This is a genomic window from Bradyrhizobium sp. T-1 (genome assembly GCF_053592855.1).
Window position 1 is genome coordinate 1,754,691 of sequence record NZ_CM132115.1, and the last position, 26,349, is coordinate 1,781,039.

The 26,349-nt window shown below is 60.2% G+C and carries 24 protein-coding genes and 1 pseudogene; 16 read left to right on the forward strand and 9 right to left on the reverse strand.

Annotated elements, in window-relative coordinates; all coding sequences use genetic code 11:
* Positions 1–11 precede the first annotated feature (11 nt).
* From ACWAT4_RS08500 to ACWAT4_RS08515, 4 genes are all read left to right on the forward strand, one after another.
* The gene (locus ACWAT4_RS08500; RefSeq protein WP_449730339.1) at positions 12–1,157 is read left to right on the forward strand and encodes an acyl-CoA dehydrogenase family protein; all 1,146 of its coding nucleotides are present in this window, start codon (positions 12–14) and stop codon (positions 1,155–1,157) included.
* Between the two features lie 71 nt (positions 1,158–1,228).
* Positions 1,229–2,206, forward strand: a complete 978-nt coding sequence (locus ACWAT4_RS08505; RefSeq protein WP_449730340.1) for an NADPH:quinone oxidoreductase family protein — start codon at positions 1,229–1,231, stop codon at positions 2,204–2,206.
* Between the two features lie 35 nt (positions 2,207–2,241).
* On the forward strand, positions 2,242–2,913 hold the full coding sequence (locus ACWAT4_RS08510) for a nitroreductase (RefSeq protein WP_449730341.1): 672 nt from the start codon (positions 2,242–2,244) through the stop codon (positions 2,911–2,913).
* A gap of 134 nt (positions 2,914–3,047) precedes the next feature.
* Positions 3,048–3,824 carry an enoyl-CoA hydratase-related protein gene (locus tag ACWAT4_RS08515; RefSeq protein ID WP_212427133.1) on the forward strand — a complete coding sequence of 259 codons (777 nt, stop codon included), beginning with the start codon at positions 3,048–3,050 and terminating at the stop codon, positions 3,822–3,824.
* 254 nt (positions 3,825–4,078) lie between these two features.
* Here the strand turns inward: ACWAT4_RS08515 and ACWAT4_RS08520 are convergent, their stop codons facing one another.
* A complete protein-coding gene (locus tag ACWAT4_RS08520; RefSeq protein ID WP_449730342.1) occupies positions 4,079–4,828 on the reverse strand; it encodes an SDR family oxidoreductase in 750 nt (249 codons plus the stop codon).
* A gap of 107 nt (positions 4,829–4,935) precedes the next feature.
* On the opposite strand from ACWAT4_RS08520, the gene ACWAT4_RS08525 reads away from it, so the two are divergent.
* Positions 4,936–5,598: a TetR/AcrR family transcriptional regulator gene (locus ACWAT4_RS08525; protein ID WP_212446749.1), complete on the forward strand. Its 663-nt coding sequence runs from the start codon at positions 4,936–4,938 to the stop codon at positions 5,596–5,598.
* A gap of 634 nt (positions 5,599–6,232) precedes the next feature.
* Positions 6,233–7,111 carry a helix-turn-helix domain-containing protein gene (locus tag ACWAT4_RS08530; protein ID WP_212427136.1) on the forward strand — a complete coding sequence of 293 codons (879 nt, stop codon included), beginning with the start codon at positions 6,233–6,235 and terminating at the stop codon, positions 7,109–7,111.
* Here ACWAT4_RS08530 and ACWAT4_RS08535 read toward each other — a convergent pair.
* The gene (locus tag ACWAT4_RS08535; protein WP_249149416.1) at positions 7,104–8,312 is read right to left on the reverse strand and encodes a M24 family metallopeptidase; all 1,209 of its coding nucleotides are present in this window, start codon (positions 8,310–8,312) and stop codon (positions 7,104–7,106) included. The genes ACWAT4_RS08530 and ACWAT4_RS08535 overlap by 8 nt on opposite strands.
* Before the next feature lie 443 nt (positions 8,313–8,755).
* On the opposite strand from ACWAT4_RS08535, the gene ACWAT4_RS08540 reads away from it, so the two are divergent.
* The 7 genes and pseudogenes from ACWAT4_RS08540 (at position 8,756) to ACWAT4_RS08570 (ending at position 14,504) form a co-directional block, all read left to right on the forward strand.
* Positions 8,756–9,946 carry a M24 family metallopeptidase gene (locus ACWAT4_RS08540; RefSeq protein ID WP_212427138.1) on the forward strand — a complete coding sequence of 397 codons (1,191 nt, stop codon included), beginning with the start codon at positions 8,756–8,758 and terminating at the stop codon, positions 9,944–9,946.
* Between the two features lie 41 nt (positions 9,947–9,987).
* Entirely contained in the window at positions 9,988–10,803 is an 816-nt protein-coding gene (locus tag ACWAT4_RS08545) for an ABC transporter permease (RefSeq protein ID WP_212446839.1), read from the forward strand.
* Positions 10,804–10,892: 89 nt separating this feature from the next.
* A pseudogene (locus tag ACWAT4_RS08550) lies at positions 10,893–11,226 on the forward strand (ABC transporter ATP-binding protein); the annotation flags it as partial.
* Between the two features lie 42 nt (positions 11,227–11,268).
* Entirely contained in the window at positions 11,269–11,874 is a 606-nt protein-coding gene (locus ACWAT4_RS08555; protein WP_449731185.1) for an ABC transporter ATP-binding protein, read from the forward strand.
* 5 nt (positions 11,875–11,879) lie between these two features.
* Positions 11,880–12,920 (forward strand): extracellular solute-binding protein, encoded by a 1,041-nt coding sequence (locus tag ACWAT4_RS08560; protein ID WP_449730343.1) that lies wholly within the window; start codon positions 11,880–11,882, stop codon positions 12,918–12,920.
* A gap of 2 nt (positions 12,921–12,922) precedes the next feature.
* A complete protein-coding gene (locus tag ACWAT4_RS08565; RefSeq protein WP_449730344.1) occupies positions 12,923–13,786 on the forward strand; it encodes an ABC transporter permease in 864 nt (287 codons plus the stop codon).
* A gap of 91 nt (positions 13,787–13,877) precedes the next feature.
* On the forward strand, positions 13,878–14,504 hold the full coding sequence (locus tag ACWAT4_RS08570) for a GAF domain-containing protein (protein ID WP_212427142.1): 627 nt from the start codon (positions 13,878–13,880) through the stop codon (positions 14,502–14,504).
* 323 nt (positions 14,505–14,827) lie between these two features.
* Here ACWAT4_RS08570 and ACWAT4_RS08575 read toward each other — a convergent pair whose 3' ends face one another.
* From ACWAT4_RS08575 to ACWAT4_RS08595, 5 genes are read right to left on the reverse strand one after another with little or no spacing between them, the layout of a single operon-like run.
* On the reverse strand, positions 14,828–15,253 hold the full coding sequence (locus ACWAT4_RS08575) for a cupin domain-containing protein (RefSeq protein ID WP_212427143.1): 426 nt from the start codon (positions 15,251–15,253) through the stop codon (positions 14,828–14,830).
* Positions 15,254–15,279: 26 nt separating this feature from the next.
* Positions 15,280–16,656, reverse strand: coding sequence for an NAD-dependent succinate-semialdehyde dehydrogenase (locus ACWAT4_RS08580; protein WP_212446755.1), 1,377 nt, complete (start codon positions 16,654–16,656; stop codon positions 15,280–15,282).
* Between the two features lie 25 nt (positions 16,657–16,681).
* Entirely contained in the window at positions 16,682–17,767 is a 1,086-nt protein-coding gene (locus ACWAT4_RS08585) for an isocitrate/isopropylmalate dehydrogenase family protein (protein WP_449730345.1), read from the reverse strand.
* A gap of 24 nt (positions 17,768–17,791) precedes the next feature.
* Positions 17,792–19,147 carry a 2-hydroxycarboxylate transporter family protein gene (locus tag ACWAT4_RS08590; protein ID WP_449730346.1) on the reverse strand — a complete coding sequence of 452 codons (1,356 nt, stop codon included), beginning with the start codon at positions 19,145–19,147 and terminating at the stop codon, positions 17,792–17,794.
* 47 nt (positions 19,148–19,194) lie between these two features.
* A complete protein-coding gene (locus ACWAT4_RS08595; RefSeq protein ID WP_449730347.1) occupies positions 19,195–20,193 on the reverse strand; it encodes an amidohydrolase family protein in 999 nt (332 codons plus the stop codon).
* A 264-nt stretch (positions 20,194–20,457) separates the two neighbouring features.
* Here ACWAT4_RS08595 and ACWAT4_RS08600 point away from each other — a divergent pair, with 264 nt between their 5' ends.
* Positions 20,458–21,372 (forward strand): GntR family transcriptional regulator, encoded by a 915-nt coding sequence (locus ACWAT4_RS08600; RefSeq protein ID WP_212427264.1) that lies wholly within the window; start codon positions 20,458–20,460, stop codon positions 21,370–21,372.
* A gap of 99 nt (positions 21,373–21,471) precedes the next feature.
* On the opposite strand, the gene ACWAT4_RS08605 is transcribed toward ACWAT4_RS08600, so the two are convergent.
* Positions 21,472–22,362, reverse strand: coding sequence for a LysR family transcriptional regulator (locus tag ACWAT4_RS08605; protein WP_449730348.1), 891 nt, complete (start codon positions 22,360–22,362; stop codon positions 21,472–21,474).
* A 287-nt stretch (positions 22,363–22,649) separates the two neighbouring features.
* Between ACWAT4_RS08605 and ACWAT4_RS08610 the strand changes: the two genes are divergently transcribed.
* Both ACWAT4_RS08610 and ACWAT4_RS08615 read left to right on the forward strand, forming a co-directional pair.
* Positions 22,650–23,999 (forward strand): MFS transporter, encoded by a 1,350-nt coding sequence (locus ACWAT4_RS08610; protein ID WP_449730349.1) that lies wholly within the window; start codon positions 22,650–22,652, stop codon positions 23,997–23,999.
* Between the two features lie 49 nt (positions 24,000–24,048).
* Positions 24,049–25,326 carry an FAD-dependent oxidoreductase gene (locus ACWAT4_RS08615; protein ID WP_449730350.1) on the forward strand — a complete coding sequence of 426 codons (1,278 nt, stop codon included), beginning with the start codon at positions 24,049–24,051 and terminating at the stop codon, positions 25,324–25,326.
* Positions 25,327–25,535: 209 nt separating this feature from the next.
* On the opposite strand, the gene ACWAT4_RS08620 is transcribed toward ACWAT4_RS08615, so the two are convergent.
* Positions 25,536–26,324, reverse strand: coding sequence for an AraC family transcriptional regulator (locus ACWAT4_RS08620; protein ID WP_212446760.1), 789 nt, complete (start codon positions 26,322–26,324; stop codon positions 25,536–25,538).
* Positions 26,325–26,349: the final 25 nt, after the last annotated feature.

The window sequence follows — 26,349 nt, forward strand, 5'->3', positions numbered from 1 at the left end:
GAGTAAGGCGCATGATCGACTTTCGACCCTCTTGGCTCGATTCTGACCTCGAAATGTATCGAGACACAGTGTCCCGCTTCATCGAGAAGGAGATGGTGCCGCTGGACGAAGAAGCGCGTGAGCGAGGCAATGTCGGGCACGAACTCTGGCTGAAGGCCGGAGCGCTCGGGCTTTTGTGTTCGGACATTCCGATAGAGTATGGCGGCGGTGGGGGCGATTTTCGACATGAGGCCATCTTGTACGACGCCATGTCACGGCGCGGCCTGACGGGGATGAACCCGTCTGTGCACACAATTGTGGCCCGCTACCTGCTGAACCACGGGACGGAGGCGCAAAAGCGCGAATATTTGCCGCGCTTGGCCAGTGGAGAACTGGTCGGCGCCATCGCGATGACCGAGCCGGGGGCGGGCTCGGATCTTCAATCCATTCGAACACGCGCCGAGAGGTGCGGCGACAGCTATGTGATCAATGGATCCAAGACGTTCATCTCCAACGGCCTCCTTGCAGGATTGGTGCTTGTTGTCGCGAAGACTAATCCGGCTGAGCGGGCGAGTGGGATGTCGATCATTCTGGTCGAGACGGCAAAAGCTCCCGGCTTCAGGGTCGGCCGCGTACTCGATAAGCTCGGGCTGAAGGCGCAGGATACGTCCGAACTGTTCTTCGACGAGGTTATGGTGCCGGCGTCAAATCTCCTCGGAGGCGTGGAAGGTCGCGGTTTCTATCAACTGATGTCTGACCTGCCTTATGAGCGCACCATTATCGGTGTGATGGCGGTGGCAGCGATGGAGGGTGCGCTAGAGGCCACGCTCGCCTTCGTCCGCGAACGCAAGGCGTTCGGAAAATCGATCGCTGAGTTCCAGAACACAAAATACAAGCTCGCTGAACTGGCGACAGTCACGAAGGTCACACGATGCTTTGTCGACGAGTGCGTCGAAGCACTGGTTTCTGGCACGCTGGATGCTGCCACGGCTTCGATGGCAAAACTCTGGGCGTCGGAACAGCAAGGTAAGGTTGTCGATGAGTGTCTGCAACTGCATGGCGGGTACGGATTCATGAACGAGTACCTCATTGCTCGCATGTACGCCGACGCACGCGTGCAACGTATTTACGGTGGGACCAGCGAAATGATGAAGGAAGTGATTTCCAGGGCGCTCTAGGTTGCCGAGTGCCCGAACTCTATCGCGTGAACTTGTTGGCCGCCCCAGATCGGCTCGCTCGAGAGGATGTCATGAAAGCAGTCTTGGTTGAGAACTACGACCATATCGACAACATCACGATCAACGAGGTGGCCAAGCCGGAATTGTCAGCGGGAATGGTCCGCGTTCGGATTCAGGCCGCTGCCATAGGCTTCGTTGACGGCTTGAAGGTGCAGGGCCTGTACCAGACCAAGGACCCGTTGCCGTTTACGCCGGGTTCGGAGTTTGCGGGCATCGTCGACGAGGCGGCCGCAGACGTTGAGGGCTTCCCGCCCGGTACGCCCGTCATTGGAATGGTCAGAAATGGCGGTCTAGCCGAATATATCTGCACGGCGGCTGCAGACCTCTTCGTGGCGCCAAAAGGCATTGAACCCGAGGTCGGTGCCTCGTTCTTCGCCAACTATCTCACGGCGCTCTACGCACTCAGCGCCAGGGGAAAGCTGCAGCGCGGCGAAACGCTCCTGGTCCTTGGGGCGGCGGGTGGCGTGGGAATCGCTGCTGTTCAGGTCGGAAAATTGCTGGGCGCCCGGGTCATCGCGGCAGCCTCGACCGAGGAGAAGCGACAATTTGCCATCAAATTTGGCGCGGATGAAGGCCTCGATTACACGCGCGACGGGTGGCGTGACGAGCTTAAGGCACTCACCAACGGTCGCGGCGCCGACGTGATTTACGATCCCGTCGGAGGAGAGTTGAGCCTGCAAGCGTTCCGTTCGATCGCGTGGAATGGGAGGCATTTGGTCATCGGTTTTGCTTCCGGAACGATTCCAGCGCTGCGATTCAATCTGCCTCTGCTGAAAGGGGGCGCGCTGCTTGGTGTCGATCTCGCGCAGATCGGTCGTCGCGAACCGGAGGTGCGAGATCGAGTCATTGCGCAGCTATTCACTTGGTTGAGCGAAAAGACGCTCGTTCCTGTGGTGGGAAAGGTCTTTGCATTCGGGGATTTCCACCAAGCGTTCAAAGCGATGACGACGCGTGCGGCGCTCGGAAAGATGGTCGTGCGGATCGGCTGACGATCCTCCGCATTTAGGTATTTGGAGAAACTCTCATGAAAGTGTCGGACGCTCTCAATTCGCGGACCTCTGTCCGAGCGTTCTTGGACGCTCCAGTCCCTGCAGAGATCGTGAAAGAGATACTGCTCGGCGCCAGCCGCTCACCTTCCGGCGGAAATCTGCAGCCGTGGCACGTCTGGGCGCTCAGCGGCCAAGAACTCGCACGGTTCAAAGCGCTGATGGCCGAGCGGGTTAAGAGCAATCCGATGGGCGAGCAGTCGGAATACAATATCTATCCGCCAGAATTGAAAGAGCCGTACAGAACTCGGCGGTTCAAGAACGGCGAAGATCTGTATCGCACGATCGGTATTCCGCGAGAGGACAAAGCGGCGCGCCTCAAGCAGCTTGCAAAGAACTTCACGTTCTTCGGTGCCCCGGTGGGCCTGTTCTTTGCGATCGACCGGCAGATGGAGCCTGGGCAATGGGCCGATCTCGGTATGTACATGCAGTCCATCATGTTACTCGCGGCGGAGAAGGGACTGAGCACCTGCCCGCAGGAAGCGTGGGCGCTCTGGCACAAAACCGTAGGCGAGTTCATCGGGTTGCCTCCCCATCTCATGCTCTTTTGCGGCATGGCTCTGGGTTACATGGATCCGGAACATCCGATCAACAGCCTGCGTGCAGATCGCGCCGACCTGTCGGAATTCGCAACCTTCCAAGGACTTTGAGGCAGAGGGCTCCGAGAACTCCACACAAATCGTGAGATTTTATCGCTCGCGATTGCAAAGATTGCGCGGACCCGCATCGGCGATCCGCTTCAAGGATGTTATTCCGCGTACCGAATTCGAAAGGGTGATCGGAAATGACGTACGAAAATGTCAAGGTGTCACGTGAGGAGCACTGCACGATCGTCACGATCAACAGGCCCGAGGCGCACAACGCTTTGAACTCGGCTTGCCATTCCGAACTTGAAGCGGTCTTCGACAAGTTTGCCGCGGATGACGAACAATGGGTCGCGATCATCACGGGAGCCGGACAGAAAGCCTTCTGCGCAGGGCACGATCTAAAGCAGCAAGCCGCTGGCGGTGGTCTCACAACTCCATCCAAGGGCTTCGGCGGCATAACGAAGCGCTTTGATCTGGCGAAGCCGATCATCGCAGCCGTCAACGGGGTGGCGATGGGAGGCGGGTTTGAGATCGCGCTGGCGTGCGACATCGTGGTCGCCTCCGAGAACGCCGTCTTCGCTCTGCCGGAGCCGCGGGTTGGCCTGGCAGCCCTCGCTGGAGGAATTCAGCGGTTGCCTCGCGAGATCGGGCTCAAGCGAGCAATGGGCATGATGTTGACGGGGCGACGGGTCAGCGCCGAAGAGGCGCTCTTGCTCGGTCTGGTCAACGAAGTGGCGCGCGGTGACCTTATGGCCGCCGCCAAGCGGTGGGCCGACGAGATCCTTGCATGCAGCCCCATGTCGGTGCGTGCCACCAAGGAAGCGGTTCTTCGCGGGCTTTCCCGATCCGTTTCGGAGGGGCTGTCGGAAGAATGGAACTACCCGGCAATGAAGGCGATGCTCGCCTCCGTGGATGCAGTCGAAGGTCCGCAGGCCTTCGCAGAAAAGCGAAAACCGGAATGGAAGGGGCGGTAGTGGCCAGGAGGAGCAAGTCCGTAGCTCCGGAGTACGCCTCCTTTATCGCTGGCAGGTCGGTAACCTGCTTTCTCCCCAACTTTGGCCGCTGCCCCAATCCGCCTGGGGCGGGCCATCCGGCGTACGCCATGTCGAGAAGACGGTGCTTCGACAAAGCAAGTCTCGACGCCTCCAGCAGGACCGCCGTCCAGAGCAAGATCAGCGACGAGCTACCGACGTGCTCCAGACGGGCTGCCCAATAACGTCTGTCTACTTCACCAGGGGAGCGGGCCTTGGGCATTTGAAAAGCCGCCCGTAGGGCTGTTCGGACCCAGCAGAGCGACTCGGATGGGCTCGCGCGCGGCTTCCTCGACCGTACCGGGACCGATGAACTTATTGTTGTCAGTGGCCGTAAAGCCGGGACAGACCGCGTTGACCTTGATGTTGGTGCCCTCAAGCTCGACAGCGAACGCCTGCGTGATTGCATTTAGGGCAGTCTTCGATGACGAATAAGTTCCGGCATACTGGCGCAGCGGGTGTGAAGGGTTGTCGTTCAGCGTCAACGAACCAGTCATGCTTGAAACGTTGATGATTCTCCCCGCGGGTGCCTCACGTAGGAGCGGTAACATCGCTTTCGTGACAGCGACGACGCCGAATACATTGGTCTCGTAGACGGCGCGCAATTCGTCCATGCTTACACCGGACAAATAGGTTGCTTGCATGATTTGCTCCGCTGTCCGGCTTTGCGGGCCGGCATGCGATACGCCTGCGTTGTTCACGAGAACGTCCAGCCGGCCATACACCTTGCGGACATGGATGGCTGAAGCCGCGATTGAGGCTTGGTCAGTAACGTCGAGCTGGACCACTTTGGCATCGGGCCCGACGCTGTTGGCAATCGCTTCGCCCGCTTCGACGCGGCGCGAACCAATGAGTACGGTGTATCCGTTTTGCGCAAGATCCTTTGCGATTTGCAGGCCGATTCCTTTGTTGGCTCCGGTAACAAGAGCCACGGGCTTTCCATGCATCTTTATCTCCTATTGGCGGGTGGGAAACCCACTTGTCTTTTGCTATATGCGGAACGTGCGTCCGGTTGTCATATGCGGAACGATGTTCCGTTTATCAAGAGGTAAAATTGGCTCACGACGACAAAAAGTCGAAGCGGCAGGCAGCGGCCAGCGCGCGTACCAAGCGCCACCTGCGGGCCGACGCGCAGCGCAACATCGATTTGCTTCTTCAGACAGCTGCTGAGCGGTTCGCTCGGTCAGGAGTAGATGTGCCCATGCGTGAGATTGCCGAGCGGGCAGGGGTAGGTGTTGGTACGCTCTACCGCCATTTTCCGACGCGTTCCGACCTTGTCGTGGCGGTGTTTCGTAAGGAGGTCGGTGAATGCGTGGATACTCTGTCGGTGTTGGCGGCCAACCATCCAGCTGGAGACGCGCTTACACGATGGGTGTCCCACTATGTCGATTTTATCGCCGCCCACCGGGGGCTCGCAGCGGCCCTGAACTCTGGAGATCCGGCACTGGAGGGGCTGCCCTCCTATTTTCAGCAACAACTAGGTCCAGGAATTCAGCGGCTGCTGGATACTGCGGCGACCGCCGGCGAGATTAGGGCCGGGGTGAAGCAAAACGAACTTCTTCACGCCGTCGCCATGCTGTGTGTTCCGCCTAGCTGCGGCGAACCCACGGATCCGAAGCGGATGGTGGGTCTGTTCATTGACGGTTTGCGGTTTGGCGCCAAGCCGACCGCGGATCGGTACACCAAGAGGGCCCCGGCTCATAAGGGAAGGACCTAGATTTCACCGAGTGGATCGCGCTTTACTTGGCAACAGGACCTGAACGGTCCTGGCGGCGGCTCGAGCAACTGGCTCCAAGTGACCGTCTGATGCTGATGTCCTAGAGCACCACTGCGAATCCGCGCATCACAGGTTCGAGAACGACGGGCTGCATGTTTCACCCAAGTGCAGCCTTTTCCAACGAGATCGACGACGACGGGGAATGCCAGGCGGTTCCGACCTTGTTTTGGTGGCAGCCGTCACATGTGGTCGAACACAATCGAGTATGGTGGCGCGTTGCAAAACGTGGATCGACAATCCGTCGCCTGAGACCCTGTTTCCGACAGCCGGTCCGCTTTACGCTCTGATCAAGGGTGGGCTGTTGGCGGTAAAAAGGTACGAGGTTGCGTCCCCTTGATGCGGCAGACGCGTGGGCTCGCATCGGCTCGCAAACCGGGGGCGCTTGTGAGAAGCGCATTCATCTTTCCATGGCCGGAAATTGGCGGATATCCTATTTGTGCCGAGAAGCCTGCGTAGTAGACATCCCGGGGCATGTTCTTTGCTTGATGGTGTCCAACGGGGTCGTACCTGTGAGGTGCGTCCCATTTGTAACGCACCTCACGGAGGTCGCGCAGGACAAGTAGGAGCTTCGGAAATGACATCAGTTGCTGAGGAGGCTAAGACCAAAATCACCGCTAGGTGGGGAATGCCTCCGGCCGCGTTTCTGGCGCCTTTACCGAAGAGCGGCATAACGCTCGCCCGTTGGCGGCGGATGGGGACAGGCGATTCATTTAGTCAGAAGGCTCCGCGAGCGAACCATTATCTCCTGTCACTCGTTCTGAAGCCCATGAAGGCCCGGTCATTCATTGACCGACGGCAGATCTGGACTGGCCCGATCCCCGCAAATTCGGTGCGAATCGTCGATCCGGATTGTGAGCGAGAATGGTTTACCGACAGCGGCTTCGATTTGCTCCACTGTATGATCCCAAGGAGCGCTGTCGCGGAAATGACCGCTAGCGACGAGAGGATCCGCTTCGCCGATCCACTTTATACGCGCGACGATACGATTCTACAGATCGGGAATCAGCTACTGTGGGCCATGCAGCAGGACGGGCGCTTCGGCGTTGAATTTGCCTGCGGTGTTACGCACGCTCTGTTGGCCTATTTACTACAGCAATACACGCGGAAAACCCCGCCGCATTCGACGTCCGGCTTGCGACCGGCCCAGCTCAGACGGGTTACGGATCTCATCGCTTCAACGATCTCCAGCGGAGTGTCGCTGCAGGAGATGGCGAAGGAAGCCGGAATGAGTCCGTTTCACTTCTCGCGTCAATTCCGTTTGTCCACCGGCCAATCCCCTGTTCGATACGCGCTCGTTAAGAGAATCGAATGGGCCAAGGAGCAACTGCTGGATCGCCGCGCAGACATATTGGAAGTGGCACTGGATTGCGGATTCAAGGATGCGTCGCATTTCAGCAGAGTCTTCAAATCGGTCGTTGGCCAGTCCCCAAGAGACTATCGTCGTCTCAATTGACGGCAGCTCCTTGCGAGACTTTGAGGGCGCGTGTGACCAATGCTCCACGGATGCGAGAGCCAAGCCTCGCTCCCCTCAAGGTCAGCTCATCCAAGCCGTCGGGAAACCTGGTGAGCATTTCCGCGCCGTCTCGGGTGACGAGTATCGTGTCTGAGTGACGAACGCCGCCCTCGTGTTTGTCGTAGATGCCAGGCTCGATGCTAATCACCATGTTCTCTTGCAGGATCTCCTCGCTTCCCTCGGAAATCCATGGTGCCTCGTGATTGCCGAGGCCGAAGCCGTGGCCAACTCGGTGCAGGCGAGCTTCGTCGCCGAAGTAACCTTCGTCGCGCAGGAAATCGGTCACGCGCTTGTCGAGTTCTGCGCACGGAAGGCCCGGGCGCACGAGAGACGTTGCGAGCTCGCGCGCAGCCATCATAGCTTTGAAAGCGCCCAGCGCCCAACCTCCTGGTTTTGAGGTGAAAAAAGTTCGCTCGCACTCCGCGGCGTAACCATTACAGCGCGTCAGCGCGAGTGCCACGTGCGGGCCATTGAGGGTTCTGTCAGACAGCGCAGGGATGGAATGGGGTTGCGCACTCCGGGGGGCCGCCCAAGTGGCCATGAGAACATTGGAATCGGCCAGTTCGAAATCCGGGACTTCTCGGATCATTGCTGCCGTGACGTGCCGCGTGCGAGCGATGCCTTCGGCAACTGTGGAACCAAAGTAGGCTGCGGCCGTAAGCTGCTGCACGGCTGCGTCGGCATGTCGCGCTGCGCGACGGATCATATCGATCTCGGCCGGTGACTTGACCGTCCTCAGTTCCTCGACGAGAGGTAGAATTCGGACCTCTCCCGGAAGTTCCGTCCGAATCTCCATGCGAAGGCTAGGCTCCACGCCAATCACTGCAGAAGGACCAATCAGATCCAGCAAGGCCTCGCGCCACCCCCTGCCGCGCGGCGCCGGATAGTCCCAATAGGCTATCAGGCTCGCCGGCTCGATATTGTGCGCCTTCCCGAGATGGTCGTGGTCGAGCATCGGTGTCAGCAGGGTTGGAGCGCCTTTCCTTGGTACGAGCAGAAAGAATGGTCGCTCCAACGGTTCGAAGCCTGCACCGGTGAGATAGTAGATGCTTTCGCGCGACGTGATGATGAACACATCAACGTCATGGATCTTGTCCTGCAGCCGCTCCAGCCGATGAGCGTACTCCGATTTTGAAATCATCACCTAGGTTCACCCAAAGAAAGATATTGCAGACTTGACCATCGGTATCGATCCGGTCCTGTCCTTGGTCGCGCAAATGTCATTGCGGCTACCGATCTCGTGGGATTCATCGAACAGGAATTGACGATGACCGTAAAGTGACGCCATCAGAAATTGGCAGTATCCGGCAGCATTGAGCACAAAACGGCCAGTCCATCTCTGCGCTCCACCGTGGACAAGAGCGCACTAGAAGCTCGCTCTGCGAACCTTCGGTTAAGAAAAGCAGGAATCGACCGATTTCAGCAAGGGTCCGCCGGATGCACTCATTCGTTCCCATCCATCATGCCAATGTCATGTGAGAGCAGGTTTGCGCGAGGGCGGATCAGGATCGCCACGCTCGATGCGCCTGATCAAGGCAATGACCCGGGACAACCTATCGTACTACGTGGAGCGTTGGCAGCATCATGAAGTTTTTGAGCCGTTCGGTCTGGGACTATCGACGAAAACTCATGCGAGACGTCATGGCCAGAAATCGCCTCGATGCCCTTCTATTCGTCACCGCCGACTTCTTCCAGTTCGCGACGAACTTCAACGTCGACGTGCAGACTTGGGAGCGGCCGATTTTGGTTTGCGTGCCATTCGATGGAGAGCCGCGCGCGATCATGAATGAGCTGTCGACGCACCACGTCCGTATGGCCCGCGAGCGTGCACAATTTTGGATCGATGACGTCGAGTTCTACTTCGAGCACCCGAAGCTGACAGAGCGTGGGTTCTCGCTGCCTCAACTTCCCGAGATGATCCATGATCTGTTGGGCCGATGCGGATTGAAAGCGTCTCGCATAGGCATTGATGCGACCCAATCCAGCTTGGCTAGGGCCGCCGGAATGTTGCCTGAACTCAAGCTGGTTCCGTGTCTGGAGGAGATGCGGTCCATGCGCTGGGTCAAACATGCCGAGGAGCTGGAGATCATGCGGCATGCGGCATCGCTATCTGACTACATCCAGGAGCGATATCGAGAAAACATAAGGCCGGGTCGCCTCGTTCAGGAATTGGACTACCAGATGGCGGTCTGCATGGTCGAAGAGGGTGGGCGGCGCTTTCCCGGTGCAAATCTGGAGGTCTTGAGGTGCTGGACTCTAAGCGGTCCCGCATCGGCGTCTCCGCATGGCGACGGCGCTTCGTGCGGGGCGAAGATCGGCAAGGGCGACGTTCTGGTCAATATCGTCATTCCTCGTCTGAACGGTATTGTCATTGAAAACGAGCGCACCTGGTTTGCCGGCGAGCCTTCGGCGGATCAGCGCAAATATTATGAGATCGCTCGCGCGGCCAATGAAGCCGCAGCAGCAGCCGCCGTCACGGATGCTCCGGTGTCGTCGATCGATTCGGCCGCGCAAAAGATCATAGAAGATGCCGGATGTGGCGGCTTCATTCGACACCGAACGGGCCACGGAATGGGGTTGCTCGGTCATGAGTACCCGCACGACATGGCGTTCAACCATCGACCTCTTCTGGAGAATGAAGTGTATTCAGCAGAGCCTGGCATCTATGTCTACGGCCTCGGCGGTTTCCGCATGGATGACACCGTGGTCGTGGGGCGGAAGCCTGAAATTCTGACCAAGGCTCCCAAAGACATCAAAAGTCAGATCGTCCATTGATGTCGGAGGAGGCACTTCGAGGGCTGGTATCGTCTCGTTCCATGAGTCGAGGCTTCCCCAGGCTTGGGCGCTTCATCTTCGCTGCGTGCGTTGCCGGTGCATATTTGCTGGTGTTCGCTCCGGTTGCGATGATCGTGCTTATAAGTTTCTTTGCGCAAGAGATCGTGAGTTTTCCCGCAAACGGCTTGACGCTGCATTGGTACGCCAATGCCTGGGCTAGGCCCGAGTTTTCACGCGGTCTTCTTACCAGTGTCCAAGTCGCTATGGCGACCACTGCAATTGGGGTTCCTATCGGCGTAGCGGCTGCAATACCTCTCGTGCGTTCGAGGTTTCCGGCAAAAGCAGGCATCAACGTGCTCTTGCTCGCACCCTTGGCGCTTCCGGGTGTCGTCACCGGTGCCGGAATCTACATGATGTACGTTGCCGCGGAGAATGTGCTCGATACCGACATCAAGGGAACAATGGTCGGTCTGGTGGCGGCGCACACCATGCTCACTATTCCTTGGACGGTCAGACTTGTTGTCGCAAGCCTTCAAGGTCTCGACGAGGCGATCGAGGAAGCTGCGGCAAATCTCGGAGCAGGGCCATTCACTGTCTTTAGGAGGATAACGCTGCCGATGATGCGGCCTGGCATCGTCGCGGCCGCCATGTTCTCGTTCATCCAGAGTTTTGAGAATTTGGATCTTACGCTTCTCTTGGTCGGACCTGGACGCATCACATTGCCGGTAGCCATGCTGAACTACTTGGAATTCCGTATGGATCCGACGCTCGCCGCGGTGGCGACGGCGCAAATTGTCCTGGTCGGTGCGCTCATGCTTGTAACTGATCGGTTTGTGAAGCTCTCGAGGATCGTTTGATGGCAAAGTTGACGGTCGAACGACTCAAGAAGCAATTTGGAACGTCCATCGCGGTGGACGAGCTCACTCTTGAGGTCGCACAGGGGGAGATGGTGGCGCTGCTGGGGCCATCCGGTTGCGAGAAGACCACCACCTTGCGCATGATTGCCGGCTTCGTTGCCCCGACAAGTGGTCGGATGTTGCTAGGTGGAAACGACATCACGCGCGTCCCGCCGCATGTCCGCGAGACAGGTCTCGTGTTCCAATCATACGCTCTCTTCCCGCACATGACGGTAGCTGAGAATGTTGGATTCGGGCTGGAGATGCGTGGCGTTAGCCGCGCGCAACGGGGGCCACTCATCGCCGAGGCGCTTGGTCTCGTGAGGCTATCGCATCTGGCTGATCGGTTTCCCGAAACAGATGTCTGGAGGACAGCAGCAGCGTGTCGCGCTCGCTCGCGCGCTCGCGATTAGTCCGAAGTTGTTCTTGCTGGACGAGCCGCTGTCCAATCTCGATGCCAAGCTCCGAGCGGAAGTCCGTACCGAGATTCGGTCGCTTCAGCAGCGCCTCGGTCTGACGACCTTAATCGTCACGCATGACCGGGAAGAGGCGTTGACCATGGCCGATCGGCTGGTCGTGATGGAGGGAGGACGGGTTCGGCAGGTCGGCTCCGCGCGCGAACTCTACGAGGAGCCACGAGACGCCTTCGTCGCTGAGTTCGTCGGACGCTGCAATCTGTTGCCGGCCACGCGCGAAGACGACGAGCGCGTCAGAACGCGCGGCGGGCTTCTGCTGTCGTCGAGAAGACGAGCGGATGAATCGTCCTCGGCGAGCACGCTGGCTATTCGGCCTGAGCGCATCGCAATCGAGCCTGGCCACCACGCAGAGATCAAAGGGCAGCTTGAGGCAGTGACGTATCTCGGCGCGCATACGGAGTACCAAGTGTTACTGGGTGAGTCGGAGCGGGTGGTCGTTACTCGTCCGACGCCAGTCCGGGATGATCCTATGCTCTCCGTGCGGACCAATGATCCAGTCTCGCTCACGTGGGACACGGAAGCTCCAAGGCTGATTCCCGAAACGGCGAAGGACTAGACAAGATGAGCTATTCTCGGCGTACGTTCCTATCGTTGAGCTGTGGCAGCGGAGCTGCCCTGCTCGTCGGCAACTCTCGATCGGTCGCCGCGTCGGCGGGACCGATCGTGGTCGGGACGTGGGGAGGCGATTACGGCCAACTCCTGGGCGACCTGGTAGACAAGCCGTTGGCCACCGCCAAAGGAATCGAGGTTGTTCAAGACGTCGCCAATGTCGATCCAAGGAAGACTAAATTATTAGCGGAGCGCGGAAGCCGTCGGGGGTCGATGGATGTAGCCTGCCTGTCCGATACGGACGCGTATCTGCTGTCGCAATCGGATGTGCTGGAGCAGGTTGGAGCCGACCAAGTATCTCGGCTTGGTTCGGTGTTCCGGCAGTTGCGCAAGAAGTGCTCGATTCCACACATCTACTCCGCGCAAGTCATCCTCTATAACCCAACCAAGATTCCCGTCCCCCCACGGTCATATGCCGATCTCTGGGATGCGAGGTGGCGTGGTCGGATCGGACTTTCCGATATTCTCTACGGCGCCAACACGCTTGCTGCTGCGCTCGCAGGCGGCGGCAGCGTCAGCAATTTCGATCCCGCGGAAAAGAAGCTCCTGGAGCTGCGGTCGTTGGACGTGAAGATATACCCGTCCAACGAGGCGCTGGCGGCCGCGCTCAAGTCGGAGGAAGTCTGGATCACCGTCATGTGGCTCGCGCGCGGCTTCATGTGGAAGAAGGCTGGAATCCCGCTCGCCCACGTTGTGCCGGAAGGGGGAACTCCTACCGTGGTGTTTGAGGCAGGTGTCCCCCGCAACGCCAAGAACAAGGTGGAGGCATTTGCATATCTCGATGCAATGCTGGACCCGAGGGCGCAAACGGGCTTTGCCGAGAAGATGGGCTACGCGCCGACGGTGCGCGATGCAACCCTTCCGGAAGAGTTGGCGCGGGAGGTGCTCCTGAACGAGGAGGAACGTACGAGGCTCTTGCTGCTCGACTACGCGTATTCGACGGGGCGGTCACAACGCACGCTTGATTTCTGGAACAAGCAGTTCAAGGCCTGATCATGGCAATCTTGCTGGTTCCTGCATGTATTCTTATTCTCGGCCTGCTCGTCGGCCCGCTGTGCTTGATGTTCCGGATCTCGTTGAACGAGCTCGGCCCGACCCAGTTGATGGTGGAAGCGCTGAGCGCTGACAACTACGTCCGCGCTGCAACAGATCCGTACTATCAGCAGATCGTGTTGACGACGCTCGGCGTTGCCTTGTTGTGCACAGCGATCACGCTCGTTATCGCGTTTCCGGCGGCCTACTGGCTTGGCCGGGTCGAGAACCGCTGGAAGAGTGTGGTGTTGATTGCCACCCTGTTTCCTCTGTTGGTCGGAAACGTGGTCCGATCTGCAGGTTGGATGGCGTTGCTTGATCGCGACGGTCTCATCAACTGGGGGCTTGCACGGCTCGGTTTGATCGCACACCCGCTGCAGCTCATGTATACGCCGAAAGCGGTCGTATTCGGTATCATAGCGGTGGTATTGCCGTACATGATCATCACCGTTTCGTCGGTAATCGAGAGCATTCCCCTTCAACTCGAGGAAGCGGCCGCCAATCTCGGGGCTTCCCCGATAGTGGTCTTTCGGAGAGTCGTTCTTCCGCTTGCGCTGCCGGGCGTTGCCGCGGGATGCACGCTCGTATTCGTCTTGTGCATGAACACTTACGCGACCGCGGTTCTCCTGGGAGGTCCTCGGTTCAAGATGATGGCGCCAGCTGTGTATGATCAGTTCATAAGGAGCAACAACTGGCCCATGGGCGCGGCATTGGCGTTCATACTTCTGCTCTTCACCATGGCCTTTACCGTGCTCGGAAGCCTCGGTTTCGCTCGGCGGTACGGGAAGGTGTCTCGTGGTCCGTCGGAGCGGCTCGCGCCAGCATGATTGATCTGAAGGGTTTCAAGTTCTCACTAAGGCTGTTGGCGCCTCTCAGGCGGAAACGTCTGGGCCAACTTTCGACGGAAAAGGAGCAACAATGTCGTCCATCGAATCGTCGTTCTTCGCGCGCCGTAGCTTACTGGTAAGTGGATTGGGGGCGGTTGTTGCGATGCCGATATGCGACCCGCTTCAGGCCGCGACAGGGTCAGATTTCGCATCTGATCCGAAAGCCCATCTGGCCGCGATAGACGACGTCGCACGAGCAGGGGCGGAGCAAGGGCAGCCTGGTATCCTCTTAGCTCGGCTCGACATGGCGTTGGCACAAACGATCGGACATAAGCTGTTCACCGTCCTGGTGCTCAACGAGGATGTCGGCCAGAATCAACGCTATTATTCCAATCAGCCGGGGGCCTATCCCGTTGGGGGGAGCAAGCCTATTGATCGGTCCAGCGTCTTCTATAAGGAGATCGTACTAACCGGAAAGCCGCGCATCTGTTACGACTACGAGGACACCAAGCGCGCATTCTTCGATCATGAACTTATCCGATCGCTCGGTTGCGAAAGTGCCGTTAACTATCCCGTGCGCTGGAACGGAAAGACGATCGGAACACTCAACCTGCTTCATCAAGCTGGATGGTATAATGAACAAAATGTCGCGGCGATCGGCGCCTTCGCAGCGCTGTCGGCTCCGGCCCTACTCGATATCGCTCGTGGTTGGAAGTGACGAGCTCGCTGCTCGTCTAGACGCGCGCCAATTTCAGTGAGGAAGGCGCGCCCAGTGGGTGACAACTGCCGGCTGCCGCCTCGATCGCGTCGCTTTGGACTGGACGATCCGGGCGCGGTTAGGTTTGTCGCGCCCGGATTTGCGGTACCTCAGGAACAGCAGACGAGAAGCGCAGTCACCTCAAAGGCGCGGAATGCAGAGAGGCTGTCCTCCATATTCGGCATCTCGTTTCTCGGGCTTCACCGGTCAATTGCAAGTCACGGTGACTGATTTCATCTTTCGCCCTACAACATGTCCGCCTGAAATCGCGAGGCTTGGCCCTCTCAGGTCGCCAGCGCAGCCTTGTGCTCGTCGTCGATCGAGCGGGTGTCGCCCGTCTCAATCAAGGTGCGGGTAGCGTCGACGGAAGCGTAGGTCCAGAGAATCTTCATGCCCTGGCTCTGCGACACATTGCGGAAGCGGTGGGGGACCTCGGCTGGGATGAAGGTGACGTCGCCCGCCTGGATCGGATACTCGATGCCATCGACCTCCGCCACTGCCGTGCCTTCGAGCAGCAAGACGCTCTCTTCGCAATTGTGCTTGTGCAGCGGGATAGCGGCACCCGGCTCGAAGATCGTGATGCCGTTGATAAAGCTGGTCGAGCCGGTGCGGCGTGTGACGAGCGGAATCGTCTTGGCGCCGCCGCCGCGCTGGCGGGCCGGGATGTCGGACGGCCGCAGGATGGCAGGCTTTGCAGTGGACGTCGTCATGATCTTTCCTTTGCTGTGAGAGAGTTTCAGGCTTTGGCGGGCCCGATCCAGAGGGTCTTGATGTTGGTGAATTCCTTGATGCCGTAGACGCCGAGCTCACGGCCATAGCCGGATTTCTTGATGCCCCCAAAGGGCAACCTGGCGTCGGACGCGACCATGCCGTTGATGAAGACCGCGCCGGCATCGATCTCGCGCGCGAGCCTGCGGGCGCGAGCAAGATCGCCGGTCCACAATGCTGCGCCGAGCCCGAACTCCGTACGATTCGCGAGCGCGACCGCACCGTCTGCGTCTTTCGCGCGAACGATGGCGGCGACCGGGCCGAAAGTCTCCTCGCAGAAGGCCGCCATCTCGACGGTGACGTGATCGATGACGGTCGGTTGATAGGTAAAACCGGGTCCTTCGACAAATTGCCCGCCGAGCTTGAGATCTCCTCCTGCGGCAAGCGTTCGCTCCACCTGGCTGTGCAGGTCGCTTCGCAGATTGGCGCGCGCCATCGGCCCGATCTGGGTGTCGCGCTCCATCGGGTCGCCGATCTTCAGCTTGCGCACACCCTCGACGAAAGCCGCGACGAACCGGTCCGCCACCGCATGCTCGACAATGAAGCGCTTGGCATTGACGCAGCTCTGCCCGACATTGATGAAGCGCGCCTTCACCGCAACCGCCGCGGCCGCCTCGACGTCGGCATCGGCGAGCACGATGAATGGGTCCGAGCCGCCGAGTTCGAGGACCTGCTTCTTCAAGGCCTGGCCCGCCTGGCCCGCCACGATGGCGCCGACTTGCGTCGAGCCGGTGAGGGTGACGGCCGCGATCCGGTCATCGGCGATGAGACCTGCGACTGTGGACGAATCGACCAGCAGCGTCCGCACCAGTCCCTCCGGCGCGCCGGCCTGCCGAACGATCTCCTCGATCGCCAGCGCGCATTGCGGCACATTGTTGGCGTGCTTGAGAATGGCGCCATTGCCGGCGGCGAGTGCCGGGGCTGCGAAGCGAAAGAACTGCCAGAACGGATAGTTCCACGGCATGATCGCAAGCACGACGCCAAGGGGATCGAACACCACGGCGCTCTCGCTGGCGTTCGAGGCTGTCTGCTCGTCAGCGAGGATACGCGCGGCGTGCTCTGCGTAGTAGTCGCAAGTGACGGCGCACTTCTCGATCTCGGCCTCAGATTCCACGATGGGCTTACCCATCTCACGCGTGATCAGATTCGCGAAACGCGGCTTGTCGGCGCGCAAGACGCGTGCGAAGCCGCGCAGAAGCTCGATCCGTTCGCGGATCGGGACCCGGCGCCACCGGAACTGCGCGGCCGCGGCGGCCGTGAGCGCCTCATCGACCTGTTGCGCCGAGTGCGAGGGGAAACGTGCGAGTTCCGCGCCGTCATGGGGATTGATTGAAATGATCGTCATGGCGTTCTCAAGGCTCTGCAATGGATCAGGCCGCGGCGTTGTTCGCCAGCAGACCGGTGAGCGCCGCGACCACGGCATCAGTGAATGCGCGCGTCCCAAGCTGGCCGCCGACGTCGCGAGTGCGTGTTGTCGGATCGTCGAGAACCTCTTCGACCGCACGCTCGATCAGTTGCGCAGCCGACACGAGCCGGGGATTCCCGTCGCGCTGGCCGCGCCACTGCAGCAGCATCGCGGCCGACAGGATCAGCGACGTCGGATTGGCGAGGTCCTTGTCCGCGATGTCGGGGGCGGAGCCGTGCTGCGCCTGAGCGACGCAGATCCTCTCACCGGCATTGATCGAGCCGCCGAGACCGAGGCTGCCGGACAGTTCGGAAGCTTCGTCGGACAAGATGTCGCCGAACATGTTGGTGGTGACCATGACGTCGAAGCGATCCGGCGTGCGGATCAACAGCGCGGCGGTGGCATCGACGATGAGCTCTTCCAGCTCGACATCGGGGAAGTCAGCGGCGACGCGGCGCACCTCACGCAGGAACAGTCCGTCGGACATCTTGACCACATTGGCCTTGTGCACGGCCGTCACCTTCTTGCGCCGGCCGCGCGCCAGCTCGAACGCGGTTCGGGCGACGCTCGATGACGCCTTGGCGGTGATCTTGCGGATCGAGAACGCCATGTCCGGGTCGGGCATGAACTCGCCGGATCCGGCGAACATGTTCCGGTCCGAATAGAAGCCTTCGGTGTTTTCTCGGACGATGACGAGGTCCATCGGCTTGCGCAGGATACTGAGATCTTTCCGCGAGCGGCAGGGCCGCACATTGGCGTATAGCTGGAATTTGACGCGCAACTCCCCGGATGGGTTGATGCCGCCCTTGTCGCGCGACGGATATTCGTAGTGCGAGACGGGGCCGAGAATGACGCCGTCGGCTTCGGGAATCCGTGTCATGACCTGGTCGGGTAGGGTCGTTCCCTGTTCCTTGAGACTGACGAGGCCGATCTGATGGGTCTCGTACTCAAGGCCAAGAGAAAGCGACTGGTCTGCGGCTTTGAGCACACGCAGGGTTGCGTCGGTGATCTCGGGGCCGATGCCGTCGCCGGGAAGCACGATGATTTTCATGGGTGTCTGCTCTGTTGGAAGTGGTCAGCGGTTGAGATAGGCCATGGCGAGAAGCGCGATGGTGACGGTGATGCCGCCCCCAATGCGGGTTGCGATCTGGGCAAATGGCATCAGCCGCATGCGGTTGCTGGCGGATAGGATGGCGATGTCGCCGGCGCCACCCATGCCGCTGTGCGTTCCCGCGACGATCGCGCTCTCGATCGGATAAAGGTTCACCCAGCGCGCGGTGAGAAACCCGGTGAGCACCATCGCCGAGACGGTTGCTACGATGGTGATGAGGTTGGCGGGCGCGAAGCCCGCAACCAGCTTGTCCCAGGGCGTCAGCACCACGCCGAAGGCGAACAGCATGGGATAGGCGACGGCGGTCAGGCAGAATTTGTAGGCCGCGTAGGAACCGGACTGGATGCGCGGCGTGACGCCGTGACACAGCTTCAGGACGACCGCCATGAACAGCATCACGACCGGCGCCGGGAAATGCAGCAGATGGAAGGCAAGGACGCCGCACAGATACAGCGTCACGGCAACCATGCCGGCAGCTGCGAAGTTCTGCATGTTGCCGTCAGTCTTCAAGGTATTAGCCTGTTCAGTGAGGTCGGCATCGCCGACCGGCTGCAGCCGTCCTTCACCGGTGAGGGAGGGGCGCCGCTTGCCGAGATAGGATAGCGATCCCGCCAGGATGATCGCGGTCAGATTGCCGACCAGGATCGCCGGAAGCACGCGCGCGAGGACTTCGCCCTGTGACACGCCGGTGATGCCGGCATAGCCGATCGACAGCGGGATCGCGCCTTCGCCGACGCCGCCGCCCATGATGGGCACGACGATGAAGAAGAAGCTGTCGAAGGCTCCCAATCCCAGCGCGCTTCCCGCTGCGGTACCAACGAGGGCTGCGACAACGCTGCCGGCGGCGAGCGGCACGAAGATCTTGGCAAAGCCCTTGATCAGGATCGTGCGGTCCATGCTCAGGATGCTGCCGACGATGACGACCGCGATGAACAGGCTGAGCACATTGCTTGATTTGAAGAAGTCGCCGACGACCTTGACTGCCGGTGCGGGAATCCAGCCCTTGTAGGCGAGGTAGGAGGGGACGAAGGTGACGAGGACCGCGCCGCCGCCGATGTGGCGAATGACGGGCAGGCGGTTGCCGATCTCGCCCAGTGTGAAGGCGAAGGCAGCCATGATGCCGACCACCATGGCGATCTCGCCGCCGACATGGCCAGTCGCGCTGAACGTCACGAGCAATGCGATCAGAACGACATAGGCGGGCGCCGGTATGATGCCGACGTCGGTGTCCATGAACGCGCGCCACAGGCGGCCGAGAGTGCTCGCGGTTTGGCTCCGATCCGTCTCACCCGGCGATACCGACATTGTCTGCTCAGCCATCCCGTTCGCTCCCAAATGATCGTCTTGTCGCTGTTTGTCGGCGGGGTTCAGAAGCCGTAGAGGCGCGCTGGATTGTCGACGAGGATCTTGCGATCGATGCTCGCATCGTCCGTCCACGACGAGAGCAGGGACAAAAGGTGCGCATCGTCGACCTGCCGGAACGGTTCGATCTCGCCCGGCTTGCGCTCGCGGCGCTCCGCGCCGCCGCCGGTGTGAGGCCAGTCCGACGCCCAGATCAGGCGCTCTGGATTGGCAGCGATGAGCGTGCGGGCAAGCACCGCTACGTCGTCATAGTCGGGTGCGCGCTGTGAGGCGCGATAGGCGGCGGACAGCTTGACCCAGACTTTCCCGGTATCGAGCAGGCGGAGCAGCGTGGCGAAGCCCGGCTGCTCGGGACCGAGCGCTGCCTTTGCGCCGGCGAAGTGATCGAGGATGACCGGTACGGGCGAGGCGGTAATGGTCTCGGCGAGCGGCTCGACGAGCGGCAGATCGACATAGATCTGCACGGCCAACCCCGGACGTGCGACGCGCGCCATGGTCTTTGCGACCGCTGCGACCGCCGCCGCGGCGCGGTCCTCGCCCTTGACGTTGAGGTTCACCCTGACGCCGACGACACCGCCTTGGGTGAGCTTCGTCAGGTCAGCGTCACGAATGCGGTCAGGATCGATCACTGCGATGCCCCGGGATATTCCTGGGCCGAGCTCGCGCAAGCCGTTCAGCAGGCATCGATTGTCGTCGCCATAGACGCTGGGTTGCACCAGGACCAGACGATCGACCCCAAGGCCACGCCGAAAGCTCTGCAGGTCCGTCACGGACGCTGCTCCCGGCGTGTAGGTCCTTGGCTCCGCAAAGGGGAAACGATCGGGTTCAAAAACATGGACGTGACAGTCGGTGGTGCCCGCCGGTGGGAATTGCACCTTTGGGGCCGCGGTGGCCGCCTCCGTCTGCGAGATCGCACCGGCGATCACGCTCGACATCGCGAGTGCCGCGGCGGCCTCGCTGAGCACGTCCCTCCGGCTCGGAAACCGAGCGTTTTGCATGATCATGAGCGCTTCCCTTGGCCCCTCTGTTGGCGAGGGATGGCCAGCTCGTACGTTGATTTTTGGTATTTTGCAATAGTAAAATGCCAGAATTTGCAGTTCCGGTTTGTTGTGTCGGGCGGAACGGCCTGTATGGCGCGCGCTTCAGCCCGCCATTTGCGGTCACGGAGCCTCGGCGCGAGGCGACACCTACGGCACCGCCGCACGTTGTATCGATGTCGTGGCTTTCGCTATGAAGGGCGACCGGATGGAATGATGAGTCGAACTGAAATGCAGCCAACGCCGCTGATCAGCGAGCTTGCCAAACAGATTGCAGAGCATTTGCGCGCGGAGAATCCGCAGGCGGGGACGCGGCTCGTTGAGCGCAAATTGGCCGAGCGGTTTCGCGTCTCGCGCTCGCCGATCCGGTCGGCCCTGCAACTGCTCCACACCCAGGGTATGCTCGGCGTCGCGGGAAGCGGCGGCTTCATTACCATCGACACTCCCGAAGCCTCGTGGCCTGAGCAAGAGTCGATCCCGAACAACGACGAGGCCATGTACTTACGGATTGCGCAGGATCGTCTCGACAATCTGCTTCCTGAGCGTGTCACCGAGAATGAACTGCAGCGGCGCTATGACCTGACGCGCGGCGAACTGGCGCGGCTGCTGCGGCGCATCCTGAGCGAAGGCTGGATCGAGCGACTGCCCGGACACGGTTGGGCATTCCTGCCCATGCTCACCTCGATCGAAGCTTACAAGGACAGCTATCGCTTCCGCCTCACCATCGAGCCTGCGGCGATCCTGGAGCCAGGCTTCGTGCTCGACCGTGCTCCGCTGGAGGCCTGCCGGCAACAGCAGCAGCGCCTGGTCGACGGCGAGATTTGGTCAGTCTCGAGCCCCGCGCTGTTCGACATGAACAGCAAGCTGCATGAGGCGATCATCGAGTGCAGCCGGAACTCCTTCTTTATCGATGGGCTCAAGCGTGTCGACCGGCTGCGGCGGTTGATGGAATACAGGCAGTCGCTCGATCGGCGATACGCGATCATTCGCTGTCGGGAACACGTCGAACTTGTAGATCTCCTGCTGGCAGACAGGCGTCTCGATGCTTCCAAGTTCATGAAGCAGCACCTCTCTTCGGTAAGCGTCGAGAAGGTCATGAACACGGCAGGCACCGCCGTTCAAGGCGTGTCATCGGGAGACGATTGAGAGCACGAGCCGATCGAGCACCGCAGATATAGTTTCGTGCAAGGTCCGGCGGCACGGAAACGGAGCGACTCATCGAATCGCTGGGAGTTAGCTTAACTCTCAAAGTTTCAGTCGCTGGAAGCCTGCTCGCACGCGCTCAACGAAGGTCTGAGCTAACAACGAAGTGGCAATACTCGCATTCCGCACGGCAAACGCTTTGAAAGTTGGGCCTTCGTTGATCGGCAGAAAGGCGAGGCCAGGACTGCGCCAAGCTCGCGCCGTTAGACTGTCCACCACGGCAACGCCAGCTCCGCAAGCGGCCAACGAACAAGCCGTCTGACCCGACCGTACCTCGATGCGAGTGTCCGGCTTGATTTTCAGCTTCGCGCAATACTTTGCGATGAATTGACCTTGGGGTGTATCGGGGCTGAAGGCGATCAGCCGCTCCTTCAGGATATCGCGTGGACTTATCCGGCGTCGTGCGGCGAACGGGTGAGAAGCGGCGAACACGCAAGTCAACGACCATTGGCCGACCGGGGTGCAATGGATCAGCGTGTGTTCGATAGGCAAGCTCGAGATGGCGATATCAGCCTCTCCCGCCAACAGCTGATGGAGAATCTCTCGGACCAACTGCGTTTGCGTATAGAATCTGGCGGCCGGAAAATGCGCGCTGGTGTCCGCGACGGCTTGCGGCACCAGTTCAAGTGCCATGCTGGGAGTCGCTAAAACCTTGAGCGAGAGTCCGCCTCCGGTTTTCAGTTTCCGGGCGCAGTCCTCGATCCGGGTAACGCCTCGATAGACCTGCTCTACCTCGGCAAAAAGGGTGTGTGCCTCGGGCCTAGCATTCAATCTTCCCTTGATGTGCTCGAAAAGCGTTATGCCGAGTTGTGATTGGATATGCCCCAGCATCCGGCTGACGCCCGGTTGCGAAATATGCAACAGGCGCGCGGCTTCACTGACCGAACCTGCGATCATCACGGCACGAAACACCTCGATCTGACGTAGATTCATGGCCGACCACGCGAAGGGGATCAGAGGGACATAACACCATGTTATGGCGTGTTTATTCAATGGTATTTGTGCGCAAAGCGAAAGGTCTCCTAAGGTTATTGAAAAAGAGGGGCAGATATCCCCGAGCAGAAACAGGAAACGTCGAGGCGATGATGTCTCAATCATTCGATGCGGTTATGCGTTGCGGCTCGTTTGCTTGCATCGCAACTTGGTCGCGTTACCGCGCACAACGCAGACATTGATGCTCCCTGCAGAATGACAGGGTTCCCCGAGGGTCGAAACGAAAAATGGATATCCAAACACCTGCAATCTCGCTTGGCGGGGTCGACGTTTCAAATGTCATTGATACCCGTCGATTGAGCCGTTTCCAGATCGGTGTGTTCGTCCTCTGTGGCCTCGTTATCATGATCGACGGCTTTGATGTGCAATCGATCGCATATGTCGCGCCGGTCCTTACGGAAGCCTTTCACATCGAACGAGCAATGCTGGGGCCGGTATTTTCGGCAGGACTTGTGGGAACAGTGCTGGGCGCCTTGCTGATCGCTCCGTTGGCGGAGCGCATTGGCCGCAAGATCGCGCTGATCGGGTGCATTGCATTGTTCGGCGTTTGCTCGCTGCTGACCACCTTGGCTGCTGACCTACAACAATTGATGATCGTCCGTCTGGTCGGTGGTCTCGGCCTTGGCGGCGCAACACCGATCGCCGTGGCGCTCGGTGCCGAATTCAGTCCACAGAGAAGCCGAGCTACCATCGTGATGCTGATCTATTGCGGTTACGCGATCGGAGCTGCCGGAGGCGGATTGATTAGCGCGTACCTGCTGCAGATCTTGACCTGGCACGCCGTCTTTGTCCTTGGCGCAGTGTTGCCGTTGCTGTTGCTGATTGCCGTCTGGCTATGGCTCCCGGAGTCCATCACCTATCTGGCCTATCGCGGTACCCGCAACGACTTGATCGCCGCCTACGCTCGCCGGATCGATTCTACCGTCGAGATCGACCCCACGGGGGTGCTTGAGGTCGAAGACAAGGCCATCGGCTTTCCCGTCGCCCAGTTGTTTGCAGGGGGCCGAACTCCGCGAACGCTGTGGCTTTGGCTGATGTTCGTCACCAACATTCTCTCGCTCTATTTCATGATTTCCTGGTTTCCAACGCTCGCGACGACAGCTGGTGTCGACGTGAGTTCCGCCTTGGTCGCCGCCTCCCTGATTCAGGTCGGCAGCATAGTCGGAACCCTCACGCTGGCCGCACTGGCCCGGCGTTTCGACACCTTTGTCGTCATGAGCATCGGTTACATGGGCGGAACGGTTGCACTGCTTCTGATTGCTATGGCGGGCAGTTCGGTTGCCTATTTGATGGTCGTCGCCTTCATTGCCGGCTTCTTCGTTATCGGCACGCAGACCGGGGCCAACGCGGTCAGCTCGTTGGTCTATCCCCCCAGCATTCGAGCGACCGGGGTAGGCTGGGCCTTGGGTATCGGCCGCCTTGGTGCCATCGCCGGTCCTTACGTCGGTGGGGTGCTGATCGCCCTGCACTGGTCGAGCCGCGATTTGTTCATGGTTGCCACGGTCCCGACCGCGATCGCCGCAATTAGCGCCGTGATCATCTCGAAATTGGTGCGCCGGGCTGGCGGCCATCTCTAGGAACTGCGAACGATCGTATTGGCGTTAATCCTGCACTGAAGGTCTTGCGATGAATCCCATCAACATCGACGTGCTTGTCTGCGGTGGCGGGATGGCCGGGACCGTCGCAGCCATCGCCGCTGGACGCAACGGTGCCGAGACCTTGCTCGTCGAACGATGGGGATTTCTCGGTGGCTCAGCGACGGCCGCCGCCGTCGGTCAGTTCGTGGGCTGGGAAACCGAGGCCGGCAGGAGAGTGATCCGCGGCATCGCCGAGGAGATTGTCGATAACCTCCGTGCTCGCGGCGCGTCGGACGGCCACTCGCACTTCGTGATGTCGACCGGCCATCGCATGGATCAGGTTTCCTACGATCCGGAAACCCTCAAGATCGTGTTGGACGAGCTTGTCACCAGGGCGCCAGCACATCTGCTGTTCAACACAGTCGTGATGTCGGTCGCGCGCACTGAGCGAACGATCAACGAGGTAACCGTGCTGACCAAGAAGGGACCAATTGCGCTGCGGCCTAAAGTAGTGATCGATGCCTCGGGCGATCTCGACGTCCTTGCGCGCGCCGGCGCGACGTTTCTGTCACTCGAGGAAGGTGAAACGCTACAGCCTGCGACGATGATGTTTCGCTTTGGCCCGATCGACTACGAGGCGTTCAACGCCATCCCCACACCGGAGATACAGGCGCTGGCCCAGCGCGGCGTCCATGAAGGCGCGCTGGCGCGAGCGGCGCTGCACCAGAGTCGCGTCACCGGCACGCAGGACGGCTGGTTCAACGTTAGCCGCGTCAGCGTCGATGCAACCGATCCGTTCGATCTCAGTCGGGCCGAAGTCGAGGGGCGACGGCAGGCCTTCGCGGCCGCAAACTTCATCCGGGAAAATGTTCCCGGCTGCGCTGGCGGACGATTGGTGGCGCTCGCGGCCCAGCTCGGCATCCGAGAAACGCGCCGCGTCAGCGGCAATTACATCCTCACCGTCGACGACCTGCGTCGGGGCCGGACGTTTTCCGACGTGATTGCATGCGGTGCCTATCCGATCGACGTCCACCCGGCCACCGGCACGGGTCTGGGATTCGAGACGCTCGGCAAGGACCACAGCTATCAGATCCCCTATCGCTCAATCGTGCCGTCCGGCTTCGACAACGTGCTGATCGCTGGACGCGGGATCTCCTCGACTCATGAGGCGCACGCGTCCACTCGCGTGATGCCGAATACGATGGCGATCGGCCATGCTGCCGGCCTCGCAGCTGCGATGATCGCCGAAGGAAATATTGGGGCAAGAGAATTGCCAGTCGAGCGGATGCAAGCGAAGCTTCGCGAGGCGAATGCCTATCTCGGCTAGATTGCTCCCATGAGCGGGACGGCTCGTGGCGAAGCTCGAACTTTTTTGATTCGAAATTCCCACTTTCCCCGTGCGCCGCGCCCCGCATGTGGGTTCGAAGGCGTTTCGGTGCGATCGCTCGTCAGCAGATCTACTGGTCGATAGATAATCAGCACCCCAGAAGTAAGGGCGCCTGCCCCTCCGTCCTCTAGGTTGAGATAGCATCGCGATCAATGCGAGTTGGGGGCCTTTCTCATATATGCATGCGGGCTGGATCCCATTTCAGTCCGGAAGGCGAAGATGAACGCTGACGTGGAGGCATAACCGAGTTGCAGGGCCGTCTCGGTTACTTTGGTTCCGCTGCGCAACAGCTCGATCGAACGCAGAAGCCGTACTCGCCGCCTCCATGATCGCAGGTTCAAACCCATCTCAGCTTCGAACTGCCGCGTGAGCGTTCGGGACGAAGTACCAAGCACCTTCGCCCAATCGTCCAAGCCGCGTTCGTCGGCGGGATCTACGTAGAGAGCTTCGCAAAGGCGCAGCAAGCGCCCGCTGCGCGGCCACGGCAATCCGGCAGTGAGCGCTGGAGCTCTGGCGAGTTGGTCGAGAATGAGTGTCGTGACGCGGTCCGTGTATCCGTCGTCATCCTCTCTGGCTTCGATGGCGGCGGCCTCGACGATCAACTGCTTCAACAGGGGTGAGACGGCCAGCACCGTCGGAGCCGTCGGCAAACTTCGTCCGGAGTCGACGGAGATCCATAGGCTGCGGAATTCGGCGCCCAGAAGTGAACCGACCCTGTGGCGGATGCCGCTCGGCAACCACACCGCCTGTTCCGGCGAGATGACGAAGGACCGGTTCTCCGCAATCGCCATGAGCACACCGTCGACGGCGTAGACGACCTGATGCCAGTTGTGCGCGTGCTCCGGAAATTCGTGCCTCGGAGGAATCGATTGGGCCCGCATCGTGATCGGTTGCGGGGGAAGGGCGTCTGGCGGGGGCGATATCGCAGTCCAGGACATGCCGTCTCCGATTGGCGGATATTCG